This is a genomic window from Acinetobacter sp. GN11 (genome assembly GCF_054823985.1).
Genome location: NZ_JRVL01000036.1, coordinates 1 through 12,552, shown reverse-complemented (window position 1 = coordinate 12,552; position 12,552 = coordinate 1). Strand labels below are relative to the sequence as shown.

Sequence of the window (12,552 nt, the reverse complement as noted above, 5' to 3'; positions counted from 1 at the left end):
ACTGTTTTCAGAAAATAGTTCTTTTCTTATTGGATGTAGTGGCGGCATGGATTCTATGCTGCTGCTACATTTGATGTCTCAAATTTTCCCTCAAAAGATCCGAGCAATTTATATCGACCATCAACTGCAATCACAAAGTGCAGAGTGGGGGAAACTAGTCGCTGAACAAGCTACTCGTTTAGATATTCCTTTTATTATTCAAAAAGTTCAAGTTACCGAAGGTAATTTGGAAGCTCAAGCACGTCAGGCACGTTATCAAGCTTATCGACAACATTTACAAGCCAACGAAATTTTAGTGCTTGCTCATCATCAGCAAGATCAGGCTGAAACAGTAATGTTGAGGTTGTTATCGGGTGCAGGTGTTGATGGATTGGCTGCAATGCAGTCCATTGATTACCGTGTAGACATGACAATTTGGCGTCCTTTTTTAGATTTAACTCGTGAGCAAATTGCCGATTGGACTACTCAACTTGAAATTGAGTATGTAAATGACCCTACAAATTATGATATTCATTATGATAGGGCGTGGTCACGTGAGGAACTTTGGCCTTTTTTACAAAACCGCTTTCCTAAAATGCAGCAAGCACTTAGTCGAACCAGTTATTTGATGCAAGATGCTTCTGAAATTTTAGAAGAAGTTTTAAAAGTTGATTTAAAACATTGTGGTACAGCTGATTGTTTAGACTTAACTAAACTTTTAGATTTATCAGCTGCCCGTCAGCGCCAGTTGCTTTCAGTTTGGATGAAAAGTAGTGGGCAATATCGACCTGCATTTGAAATGGTCGAGCGCCTAAAAAATGAAGTGATTGATTCAAAGTCCGATGCACAAGCAGCATTACACTGGAATCAGTTTTACTATGTCCGTTATCAACATCATCTTTATAGATTGAGTAAGCAGGCTTTTCTTGCTGAAACATTAAGTTCAGTTGAAGCTGAATCGGAGCATCATTTCCAAATGGGAGAAATAGTGCATTATGCTTCAGGAAATTTTCAGATTACACAGAAAAATATTGGTTTGGCTCCATCTTTATTAAATAAAAAACTAACAATCATTCGACGCCAAGGTGGAGAAAAAGTCCATTTATATGGTCGTGTTGGCCAGTGGCCATTAAAAAAAGCAATTCAAGAAGCACATATTTTGCCTTGGCTTCGTCATACAATTCAAATATTAGTCATAGATAATGTTATGCTTGGGGTTTTTACACCGAAAGGATTTTGGTTGGCTCAGTCTCCGTATTGTGAGCAAGGAGGATGGCAACCAGATTTAATTTCTTATTCTTGTAATCTGGTAAATGGCGAATATGGTTATGGCAAGTGCAGTAAATTGTAATATCTGTTTTATTGGTGGCGGTAATATGGCCCAAGCTTTAATTGGCGGGCTCATTTCAAGAGGTTTACCACCGACACGTATTACTGTTTCAGATCCTGTTGAGCAGATCCGTCAATTATTACAAGAGAAAGAAGTTCATGTAACACAAGATAACGTGACTGCAATTCAAAATGCTGATGTTGTCGTACTGGCGGTAAAGCCGCAAGTTTTGGCGACAGTTTTACGTCCGTTGAAAGGTTTGTTATCAGATAAATTGGTGATTTCAATTATTGCTGGTGCTGAAATTCAAACGATATCAAATTTAATTGATAGCGATCGAATCGTTCGGGTTATGCCGAATACACCAGCTCTGGTTCAAACAGGTGCGCACGGTATCTATGCAAATGATGTAGTCGGTGCTTCGGATCGTGAATTAACAAGTCAGATTTTAGCGGCCACAGGCTTAACAATTTGGGTAAACTCCGAAGCTCAAATTGATGCGGTAACAGCAGTTTCTGGTTCAGGCCCTGCATATTTTTTCTATCTGATGGAAAGTATGATCCGTGCGGGTAAAAATTTAGGACTGGATGAAAAAGTTGCAACCGCTTTAACTCTTCAAACGGCGTTAGGTGCAGCTCAAATGGCAATTACTAGTTCAAATACTCCATCTGAACTTCGTAAGAATGTGACCTCGCCAAATGGTACAACACAAGCTGCACTTGAAGTTTTTGACCGTGCACAAATCTCCCAAAATATTCAATCTGCATTGGCTGCTGCTCAGAAGCGTAGCCAAGAATTGGCTCAAGAATTGAGTGACAGTGCGAAATAGCTTAAATAGGATAAGACAACTATGGGTGCAAATTCTGCGCTAATTTTTGGAATTTTAATTAATGTCGCGATTTTATTGGTCTTTTTCCGTTTTTTAATGCAATTAGCGGCAGTAAGTCCTTATAATCCTGTGGTTTTATCGACCGTAAAAGCGACTAAGATTGTTGATGTTTTTGGCCGAATTTTTCCGACGGTCGCAAAAGGCCGATTTAATTTGGCTGCGTTGGTTCTTTTAATTACTTTGTATTTACTGAAAATTTTCGGTGTGATGTATCTTTCTGGGTCTATGCCAAATAGTCCGATTCATTTATTGATTCTGACATTTGTGACTATGATTCAGGACTTGATTCGTTTCTGTCGTTATTTAATTTTTGCAACAATCATTTTGAGTTGGGTGGTTATGTTTACTCAATCTCGTTCACCTTATATTGAGGTGATTCAAGATTTAGCTGAGCCATTACTTGCGCCATTCCGTCGTTTATTGCCTAATATGGGAATGATTGACTTATCTCCGATTTTGGCGTTTTTGGCGCTCTATATTGCCGAGATTTTAATGAATGAAGTCGCTAAAGTTCTCTTAACAGGTCTTTAAGCTGACTCAATAAAAAAAGGGCTGTATTTAACAGCCCTTTTTTTATTTCTGCTAATTAATGGGCATCATCCCAGTTTAGACCTTGTCCTACCTCAACCACTAAAGGCACAGAAATTTCTACAACTGATTCCATGACTTTTGCGATTTGTTTGGAAAGTTCTTCAGCAATGTTTTGATCGGCTTCAAAAACTAATTCATCGTGTACTTGAAGAAGTAACTTTGCTTGATTTTTTGGCAGAATTTTATCTACTTCAATCATCGCAATTTTAATAATATCAGCTGCACTACCTTGTAAAGGTGCATTGATGGCAGCACGTTCGGCAGCCTTGCGCACCATCACATTTCTTGCATCAATATCAGGTGTATATAGACGACGGCCTAAAATAGTTTCAACAAAGCCTTGTTCTGATGCAACTTGACGTGTGCGTTGCATATATTCATAGATGCCAGGATAGCGTTGGAAATATTGCTTAATATAATTTTGCGATTCTTGACGTGTGAAGCCTAATTGACGAATTAAGCCAAACTCAGACATACCATACAGTAGACCAAAGTTTACTGCCTTGGCTTGACGACGTTGATCATTGGTTACATCTTCAATTGCAATACCCAATACTTCTGCAGCAGTGCGGCGGTGAACGTCTTGTCCGTGCTTGAACGCATGTACTAAAGCATCATCTTGAGAAAAATGTGCCATTAAACGTAGTTCAATTTGCGAGTAATCGGCAGCCAATAAAACTCGGGCTTCTGGTGCAATGAATGCTTTACGAATTTGACGGCCAATTTGTCTACGAATTGGAATATTTTGTAAGTTAGGATCGGATGAGGAGAGGCGACCTGTCGCTGTGAGTGCTTGGTGATAGCTCGTATGTACACGATGGGTGTCGTTATGCGATTGCTCAACCAGACGGTCCGTATAGGTACTTTTTAGCTTTGCCAAACCACGATGTTCTAGAATAATTTCCGCTAAAGGATGTTCAATTTTTTCTAAAACACTTTCACTGGTGCTGTATTGTCCAGTTGCAGTCTTTTTACCGCCTTTGATTCCTAATTTATCAAATAGGATTTCACCTACTTGTTTAGGTGACGCAATATTAAAAGTTTCATCTGCAATTTCCATGGCCTTGTTTTCAAGACCTTCCATAGTTTTTGCAAATTCAACACTTAATTTATCTAGGAATGCATGATCTAAACGAATGCCATCTTCTTCCATGCCTGACAAAATTCGGGCAACTGGCATTTCGATGTTATATAAAATGTTTTCTAACTCAGGAAATGGCTTAAGTTTGTTTGAAAGTACTTCATACAAACGATAGGTCACATGCGCATCTTCTGCTGCATAGTGAGCAGCAACTTCAATCTCAATTTGATTAAAGGTTTTCTGCTTTGCACCTTTGCCAGCAATTTGTTCAAAAGTCGTTGTTAAATGGCTTAGGTAGACACGAGCTACATCATCCATGCCATGACGAGTTGCTGCTGCATTTAGTACATAAGATGCCAGCATGCTATCGAAATACCAGCCTTTTAGCTCTATACCGTGGTTTGCAAAAATGTGTGCATCATATTTAAGATGATGACCGATTTTTTTAACCGCTTCATTTTCTAATACAGGCTTAATTTGAGCCAGAATTTGTTCACGGTCCAGCTGCTGCGGTGCATTTTCATAATTATGCGCTAAAGGCACATAATAAGCGTCTTGTGCATCAAAGGCGATTGAGAAACCAACCATCTCGGCAATACGGTAATCAAGACTTGTAGTTTCTGTATCAATGGCAAAATGATCAGCATTTTGCATGCGTTGCAAGAGTTGATCCCATGCTTCTTGAGTTAAAACAGTATGATAGTTTGCAGTTCCAAGCTGATCATCTTGACTGGTTAGGCTTGCCTGATCTTCGGTTTCTATAGAATCAGCCGGCTTAACTTCATCTTGAACGACTACTTGTGAAACTTGTTGTTTATAAGTAGAACTGTTTGGATTATTTGGATGATCAAGCGACTGTAACTGATTTCTAAACTCAAGCTCAGTATATAAGTTGCGTAAAGCGTCAACATTTGGATCGATAAGCTTTAATTCATGCCAGTCGAGCTCTAAAGGAAGATCACACACAATGCTAGCTAACTGATGATCAAGCTTAATATTGTCTAAATTATCTTTGATATTTTGACTAATTTTGCCTTTAAGCTGGTCTGCGTTGGCAATGATATTTTCTAAAGTGCCATATTCAGTCAGTAACTTAGCTGCTGTTTTTGCACCTACGCCTGGGACACCCATAATACCGTCGGATGCATCACCCATTAGTGTTAAATAGTCGATAATCTGATTTGGCCAAACGCCAAATTTTTCAAATACACCGTCGGTGTCCATTACGCGATCTTTAAAGCTATCTTCAAGTTTGACATGATCATTGACGAGCTGAGCCATGTCTTTATCTCCTGTTGAGATAAGCACATGATGGCCTTCGAGCACAGCACGTTTAGCAAGTGTACCGATAATGTCATCTGCTTCAGCGCCCGGAAGACTATATAAAGGAATCCCTTGAGCTTTAATCAATGCATGTAAATATGGAATTTGTTGAGCTAACTCTTCAGGCATGGTTGGACGGTCACCTTTATAGATCGGTGAAAGCTTATGACGGAAGGTTGGTTCGGGAGTGTCAAAAATGACTGCCATATGCGTCGGTTGCATACGACGCATAAGTTTTTGAATCGCAGAAATTGCTCCACGTATTGCATTGGTATGTAACCCTGTAGAGGTCGTCAATGGTGGTAATGCATGATATGCACGAAATAAAAAATAGGACCCATCAACCAAGACAAATGGTGGCATTGAACAATTCCTTAATTTGAATTACGGGTATTTTACGTGAAAACGGCTATGAATGCAGGATTATGATTTTTGCAGTATTTTGTATGTATAAATATACGCTTGTATTGGCTTAAAGTAAGATGACATGTAATGAAGGTGTCATATTGCTAAGCCCATGTATAAAAAAGACAAACAGGGAATGATCATTGTTTTGATCGCTTTGACTTTGTTTTTAGCCATTTCAATTGGTTTTAAATTTCAGAGTGCTGTTGCTGCTTTATCTATTGCACTCGTGGTAGTACTGGTTCAGCTATTATCAAATCTGCATCAGCGTCTGACTCATTTAGAACAACAGTTTTCTCAGCAGAAAAAGCCACTTTATTCTATTCATACGCAAACAATAGTGATTTATGCAGCCGCCTTGGTTGCATTAGTTGCCTATATGAATCACTGGATGTGGATTGCTGGCGGTGCATTGCTGGTTTTATTGTTGTGCCTGATCCAAACGATTAGTGCATTTCATACTCGACTGTTGTATATCGAGTCAGCAAAACAAACTGTTCATGTAAATAATACTCTACAAACAGAAACTATAACTCCCGTACTAGAGCAAGCTAACTTCCATAATACAGACGTGTTAGTCCCAGCTGAAACAGCACCTTTAAATCAAGAAGAATATCCAACTCAGGTACAAACTGCATGGTGGCAACCAGCAATTGATTGGATGGTCCATGGCAACCCAATTTTAAGAGTTGCTGTTGCTGTGCTCATGGTTGGGGTAGTGTTATTACTGCGTTTCGCAAGCGAGCACTGGCAGCTCAGCTTAGGCGTAAAACTTGGTTTCATTGCGATTGCCGGAGGTGTATTAACAGCATTTGGTTATAGCTTGCAAAAGAAAAATCAGCTTTTTGCTGTGGCATTGCAGGGTGTAGGACTAGCTGTTGTATTCCTAACACTCGTGTTCTCACATCATTTTGGTGTAATCGCCAATCTAACTACAGCAAGTATTCTGTTTACTGTTTTATTAGCAATCACCGTATTTTTAAGTTTAAAACAACAGGCAATTTATTTAGCTATTTTAGCACTTGGGATGGCTTACGCAGCACCTTTAGTTATTCCCCAATATCGTCCAGATGTAGTCTTCCTATTTAGCTACTATTTGGTAATTAACTTAGCAGTTGCTGCTGTTAATTTTATTCAGCCTTGGAAAATCTTAAATCAGATTGCTTTCTTTGCCACGATGTTTATTGGCGGTAGCGCGATAGGTTTTTATGCAGAACCAGCAAAATTTGACACATTAGATTGGATTCTATGGCTGCATATAGCACTGTTTATTTGGCTTAGTGTCCGTTATAGCCAAAATATATCTCGAGTTTCAGCACGTGAACAACAAGAAGGCATTCGTTTACCACCACTCTTAGATGTTGGTCTTATTTTTAGTGTGCCTGTACTAGGCTTTACGCTACACGCCTATTTAGTCCATGAGTCTACTCAAGCGTTGACGATTGGTGCTGGTGTTTTGGCTGGTACCTATGCGGTATTAACTTTCTGGATCAAAAAGACCCATCCTCAACTTTCAGTTCTTGCTAAAAGCTTTTTCATCCTCGCCGTTGCATTTTTTGCGTTAATTTTTCCACTCGCGAAAGGGGCGCATTGGACTGCGATTGGTTGGGTTGCTCAAGGTACGGCCCTAATTGTATGGGGAGTAACTGAGCGCTACCGTTTAAGCCGATATATTGGTGTAATTTTAGTTTTACTCAGTTCAGTTGCATTGTTTTATCAATTCTGGGCGAATGAAGAGTTCCCTACTCTAAGCACAAGCATTTATGCAGTGGCCCAATTTATTTCAGCTTTCTATTTATTGCAATTCAACAGTAAAGAACAACACTATTTTAGTGCCAGCATGTTTAGCGGTATTTTCTTGTGCTTAGGGATGTATGCAGGTGCTATAGCTGGTATAGAAATTTTGAAATGGCAACATCACGGCTTAAGTCCATATCTGATGATTGCGATACTATTATTATCAATATTTAGTGTAGTCGTTCACTACAAACTAAGAGTCCAATGGCAGAGTCTACAGTTAAGTTTAATTAGCCTGTTATTGTTGTTAATTTTAGGTGAGGTCTTTACCAGCCAAGTATTCAGCATGTTTAAATGGCCGAGTATATTGCAGCAGGGTACTTTCCTCATTGCAGCAACGCTTCTTAGTGCTTTATTTATTATGGCTCAACCACAGTCAGGTCAGTTTGGATATCTAAAGGTGTGGGCTGGTTTAAGTTGGTTGGCATTAGCAACGGTGGGGTTGGCGATCTTTCCAAAAATGCCAATTGTTGCTTTGGCTTTCGTTCCTGTGGTTTATTCACTATGGGCGTATAAGGCTCATAAAACTACAGTGTTACATCAAATTCTGGTGTGGTGTCTAAGTTTACTTTGGTTGCTTGTGGTGAGTGTAGATCGGCATTCTGCTGAGTACCTTTACTTTGTTCCTTTGATTAACTTAACTGATTTCTTTTCAATTTCAGTATTTGCCGGTCTACTCTTTATTATTTATCAGCATGCTTTTGATCAAGATAAATCACTGGAGTGGACTTTTAAAATTACAACAATTCTAGTGGGGTTGTTGGTATTCAGTAGTGTGGTGGTCAGAGGCTTACACCATTACTGGGCGACACCACTCTGGAGTACTGCAATTTGGACAAATGGCTTGGTGCAGTTAAGTTTGACATTGCTTTGGGTAATCTTGGCATTCATTTTAACCACGTTCTCTAGCCGAAAAATGATTCGTCAATTGTGGTTTGTAGGTGCTGCACTCTTAGGAATTGTTGTATTAAAGCTGATTTTGCTCGATCTATCACAAAGTGCGACTTTAACTCGAGTCATTTCATTTATTGGAGCGGGTGGGGTAATGTTGATTATTGCTTATCTTGCGCCATTACCACCATCATCCGCTGTACAGAAAAATGAAGAGCCTAAGCTTTAGGCTCTCGATTTAATTCTTTTTGATTACTGTATTGATCGATATCATCTTCAGCAAAAACATTAGATGGTCGATCAATCAATCCCATTTTAGGAACAGGAATTTCGATTCGGTTATCTAAAAATCCATTTCGGATTCGTTCTTGCATCTCATCTCGAACTTTTAAAGAGTTTTCTTGTCGACACCACATTGTAAATAAAAGCTCAATTGATGATTCTCTGAATGCAGTCACTGTAACAGCAGGCTTTGGGTCATCTAATACAAGAGGATAATGAGCTGCTACATTCAGTAGAACCTCGCGAACTTTAATGATGTCTTCGTGAAAGTTAATTGCAAGTGTAATTGGAATACGCCGTATTGGGTATTTAGATAAGTTGTGCACGGGAGCGCGAATGAGTTGTTCGTTTGGCAAACGAATATAGACATTGTCTAATGTAAGTAGCTTAACCGAAAGCAAATCAATCGAGATCACTTCACCTTCAATCGTATTTCCACGAATCAGGGTAATTTGAATGGTATCACCGACTTCAAATGAACCTTCACCAATCAAAAATAAACCACTGATTAAGTTACTTGCAGAAGTTTGCGATGCGAAACCGAGCGCTACGGTTAAAATACCTGCTGCGCCAAGAAATACACTGAGTTTAAAACCAGCTTCTTTTAAACTCGTCATAATGAAGAGTAAGAAAATAAAATAAAAAATACCGCGGCGCCACACTAGACGTTGATGAGCATTAAAACGTGAGCCAATGGTTCTAATAAATGTATTTGAAATAATACGGGCAAGAACAAAACCAATAAAACACAGCACAACACCGACTAAAATTTCACTAATACGTTCGGTATTGATATTGGTAAATATACTTGTGAGGCTATCAGCGATATCCTTAGGAATACTTATATCAGCCATATAAACCTCTTAAAAGAATGAATCAAACATATTGAATAATGCTCCACCAGGTGAACGTGGTGGGTGAACATAAGTCACTTCACCAGCAAGTGGTGGAGTACGATTTTCAATACGAATGCGTGCGGGACGATCAGAGCCTTCATAATAAACTTTAATTTGAGAAGTCCATAAACGACCAGTACTTTCACTGTAAAAAAGAGGCAAAGCGGTAACGGGCACGTTCATGCGGTCAAAGCGCAATTGGTGATTACTGGTGTTGTGAAAATCAATTGGAGTAACAGCACGAAACGCACGGGGTGTTAACAGATTCAAATCGGTACGCCCATCTACTGAAGTGGCATAACAAATTTCGCCTTGCTGAGCATTTGGGCCAAACCATGTGTCTTTTGGTTGAATTAGAGGAATCTCAAACAAAGGCTCATGCTGACTTTCGACTAAACCTGCAATCCATAGGGGTGTACTAATATAAAGAGTTCCGCGTTGGCCCGCAGGAATGTAGATCGGATCAACAGGTTTAATGACTACGGAGCGGTCTGCCAGACGTGGCATAAGTAGAAATTCCGGATTAGTTTTCCGAAACATGTAGCGTTCTACTTGAACAGTATGCGGAAAGGCAAAATTCGGATCTGCGATTGGGTGCCAATCTTGCTCATTATCGTCTTGAAGAGATGGGCGATAATATTCGATACGCCATTCTTTTATACCGCGCGTTAGACGAAAAAGCATTGAACCAAATTGCCATGCTTTAGACTGATTAATTTCAAAGCGCTGTTCTCCCCACCATTTTAAGGAATTCTGGGGGCGAGGCTGATATTCATTATTTTCAAACAAGACGTAAAATTCCTCTACCGAGTTGTTAAACAGACTTCACGCTGTAATCTGCTTAGAGTACACTCAAAATCATCTTACTCATCATTATAAATTGTGATGCAAATATTGAAACAAATACAAGTTCCATATAGTTTTGCCAAGCGTCATGGTGTTTTATTTCGTTATGACGGTGATCAAGTATTTATTATTAGACGTCAAAATACTGAAAAAATTGCATTGCAGGAAGCAAGACGAATTCTAGGTAAGCCAGCTCACTACCAATTATGTACTGAACAAGAATTTAATACGCTCTTAAGTACGAGCTATGCTGGCGATACAGGGGAATCACAACAAGTTGCAGCAGGTTTAGAAGACCATCCTGATTTATTGAGTTTGGCTGATCAGGTTCCTGAAACAGAAGATCTGATGGATCAAGAAGATGATGCCCCAATTGTTCGTCTTATTAATGCGCTACTTTCAGAAGCAATTCGAGTAGGAGCTTCTGATATTCATATTGAAGCTTTCGAAAAGAAACTATCTGTACGATTACGTGTAGATGGTCAATTACGTGAAATTGTACAGCCACGCCGCGAGTTGGCACCTTTGCTGGTTTCACGTATTAAAGTCATGGCAAAACTCGATATTGCGGAAAAACGTGTGCCGCAAGATGGTCGTATTTCTTTACGTCTTGCTGGTCGTGAAGTAGATGTCCGTGTTTCGACTTTACCTTCATCACATGGTGAAAGGGTTGTAATGCGGTTGCTTGATAAACAAGCTGGTCGTCTTAATATGATCCATTTGGGTCTGATGGCAAATGACTATGAGCGTTTAACTCAACTTGTACATCGTCCCCATGGCATTATTTTAGTAACAGGTCCTACAGGCTCGGGGAAAACGACGACCTTGTATGCAGCCTTATCGGATCTAAACGACAATACGCGTAACATTTTGACTGCCGAAGATCCGATTGAATATCAGCTTGAAGGTATTGGGCAGACACAAGTTAATACCAAAGTGGATATGACATTCGCTCGTGCTTTAAAAGCAATGTTGCGTCAAGATCCAGATGTGGTCATGGTTGGTGAGATTCGTGATTTAGAAACTGCTGAAATTGCAGTACAGGCATCATTAACAGGTCATTTGGTTTTATCTACACTGCACACCAATACAGCTATTGGCGCGGTCACTCGACTTAAAGATATGGGGATTGAACCATTCTTATTATCGAGCTCTTTAATTGGAGTGATTGCTCAACGTTTGGTTCGTACCTTATGTCAACATTGTATGACATGGCGTGAAGCAGATACTTTCGAAAGACAGGTATTTCAGCATATTCATAGTGAGTCTATGTTGAAGTTACCACAGGCTCAAGGGTGTGATCACTGTTCTCATTTAGGTTTCAATGGGCGTACGGCTATTTATGAAATCGTGCCTGTTGATGATTCTATGCGCCGTCAGATTCACGGAAATGCGGCTGAATATGAATTAGAAAATCATGCTCGTCAGTACTCTGGCTCTATTCGTGATGATGGTTTACGCAAAGTACTTACAGGTAAAACTACACTCGAAGAAGTGCTTCGAGTAACCAATGAAGCAAGTGAAGCATAATTTGTAACGTGCAATAAAAATGCCCGATAAGATTCGGGCATTTTTTTTAAACTTAAAAAATTACTCAGTCACAATATTAAAGTTCACATCAATATTATTGCGAGTTGCATTTGAATATGGGCAAACGATATGAGCTGCTGCAACTAACTTTTCAGCTTCTTCACGATCCATGCCAACTAAGTAAACATTTAAAGTTACTTCAATACTAAAACCTGTAGGAATTGGGCCAATACCTACTTCGCCTTCTACATACGCATCTTTGCTAATATTAAATTTATCGCGGTTTGCAACAAATTTTAAAGCGCCTAAAAAGCATGCTGAATAACCAGCTGCAAATAATTGCTCAGGATTTGTTACAGCACCACCAGCGCCACCCATTTCTTTAGGTACACCAAGTTGTACATCTAATACACCGTCTGATGAGGTTGCGCGGCCATCACGACCACCGGTTGCCTTAGCTTTTGCGCGATAAACAACTTTTTCTAATGACATCGTTTTTATTCCTAAAATAAATTGAATACAAATATATCGTACACGACTTAAATATTTTGACAAGTACATTTTTTGAAAAAATTGCTGTTTATTTGACTAGGTTTGTACGGAGTTTAGTAAGTTGATCTTTTAGGTCCAGTAGCGTTGTCATATCACATGAACTTGCATCTAATACTTCGGCTGGAATATTCATTGCCTGATCTTTTAATTTTTTTCCTTC

Annotated in this window: 9 protein-coding genes and 1 pseudogene; 5 read left to right on the top strand and 5 right to left on the bottom strand. The window is 39.4% G+C overall.

Annotated elements, in window-relative coordinates; genetic code table 11:
• Nucleotides 1-46 precede the first annotated feature (46 nt).
• From tilS to NL42_RS04330, 3 genes are read left to right on the top strand one after another with little or no spacing between them, the layout of a single operon-like run.
• A complete protein-coding gene (tilS, locus tag NL42_RS04340; RefSeq protein ID WP_461311920.1) occupies nt 47-1,330 on the top strand; it encodes a tRNA lysidine(34) synthetase TilS in 1,284 nt (427 codons plus the stop codon).
• A complete protein-coding gene (gene proC / locus NL42_RS04335) occupies nt 1,302-2,138 on the top strand; it encodes a pyrroline-5-carboxylate reductase (RefSeq protein WP_461311919.1) in 837 nt (278 codons plus the stop codon). Before tilS ends, proC begins: the two co-directional genes overlap by 29 nt.
• Nucleotides 2,139-2,159: 21 nt before the next feature.
• On the top strand, nt 2,160-2,729 hold the full coding sequence (locus tag NL42_RS04330) for a YggT family protein (protein WP_309951929.1): 570 nt from the start codon (nt 2,160-2,162) through the stop codon (nt 2,727-2,729).
• A 55-nt stretch (nt 2,730-2,784) separates the two neighbouring features.
• Here the strand turns inward: NL42_RS04330 and polA are convergent, their stop codons facing one another.
• A complete protein-coding gene (gene polA, locus NL42_RS04325; protein ID WP_461311887.1) occupies nt 2,785-5,556 on the bottom strand; it encodes a DNA polymerase I in 2,772 nt (923 codons plus the stop codon).
• 154 nt (nt 5,557-5,710) lie between these two features.
• On the opposite strand from polA, the gene NL42_RS04320 reads away from it, so the two are divergent.
• Complete coding sequence (locus tag NL42_RS04320; protein ID WP_461311886.1) at nt 5,711-8,515, top strand: DUF2339 domain-containing protein; 2,805 nt, start codon at nt 5,711-5,713, stop codon at nt 8,513-8,515.
• On the opposite strand, the gene NL42_RS04315 is transcribed toward NL42_RS04320, so the two are convergent.
• Nucleotides 8,505-9,422: a mechanosensitive ion channel family protein gene (locus NL42_RS04315; protein ID WP_461311885.1), complete on the bottom strand. Its 918-nt coding sequence runs from the start codon at nt 9,420-9,422 to the stop codon at nt 8,505-8,507. The genes NL42_RS04320 and NL42_RS04315 overlap by 11 nt on opposite strands.
• Nucleotides 9,423-9,431: 9 nt before the next feature.
• Nucleotides 9,432-10,253 (bottom strand): hypothetical protein, encoded by an 822-nt coding sequence (locus NL42_RS04310; protein ID WP_016139202.1) that lies wholly within the window; start codon nt 10,251-10,253, stop codon nt 9,432-9,434.
• A gap of 96 nt (nt 10,254-10,349) precedes the next feature.
• Here NL42_RS04310 and gspE point away from each other — a divergent pair, with 96 nt between their 5' ends.
• Nucleotides 10,350-11,840, top strand: a complete 1,491-nt coding sequence (gene gspE / locus NL42_RS04305; protein ID WP_461311884.1) for a type II secretion system ATPase GspE — start codon at nt 10,350-10,352, stop codon at nt 11,838-11,840.
• 60 nt (nt 11,841-11,900) lie between these two features.
• Here the strand turns inward: gspE and NL42_RS04300 are convergent, their stop codons facing one another.
• Together NL42_RS04300 and NL42_RS04295 are read right to left on the bottom strand one after the other, a co-directional pair.
• Nucleotides 11,901-12,332, bottom strand: a complete 432-nt coding sequence (locus tag NL42_RS04300; protein ID WP_003655074.1) for an organic hydroperoxide resistance protein — start codon at nt 12,330-12,332, stop codon at nt 11,901-11,903.
• Between the two features lie 88 nt (nt 12,333-12,420).
• A pseudogene (locus NL42_RS04295) lies at nt 12,421-12,552 on the bottom strand (MarR family winged helix-turn-helix transcriptional regulator); the annotation flags it as partial.

Coding starts and splice junctions, on each gene's coding strand:
- NL42_RS04315 (WP_461311885.1), bottom strand. CDS start 9,422: ATGGCTGATATAAGTATTCCTAAGGATATCGCTGATAGCCTCACAAGT.
- gspE (WP_461311884.1), top strand. CDS start 10,350: ATGCAAATATTGAAACAAATACAAGTTCCATATAGTTTTGCCAAGCGT.
- NL42_RS04320 (WP_461311886.1), top strand. CDS start 5,711: ATGTATAAAAAAGACAAACAGGGAATGATCATTGTTTTGATCGCTTTG.
- NL42_RS04330 (WP_309951929.1), top strand. CDS start 2,160: ATGGGTGCAAATTCTGCGCTAATTTTTGGAATTTTAATTAATGTCGCG.
- NL42_RS04300 (WP_003655074.1), bottom strand. CDS start 12,332: ATGTCATTAGAAAAAGTTGTTTATCGCGCAAAAGCTAAGGCAACCGGT.
- proC (WP_461311919.1), top strand. CDS start 1,302: ATGGTTATGGCAAGTGCAGTAAATTGTAATATCTGTTTTATTGGTGGC.
- tilS (WP_461311920.1), top strand. CDS start 47: ATGGATTCTATGCTGCTGCTACATTTGATGTCTCAAATTTTCCCTCAA.
- polA (WP_461311887.1), bottom strand. CDS start 5,556: ATGCCACCATTTGTCTTGGTTGATGGGTCCTATTTTTTATTTCGTGCA.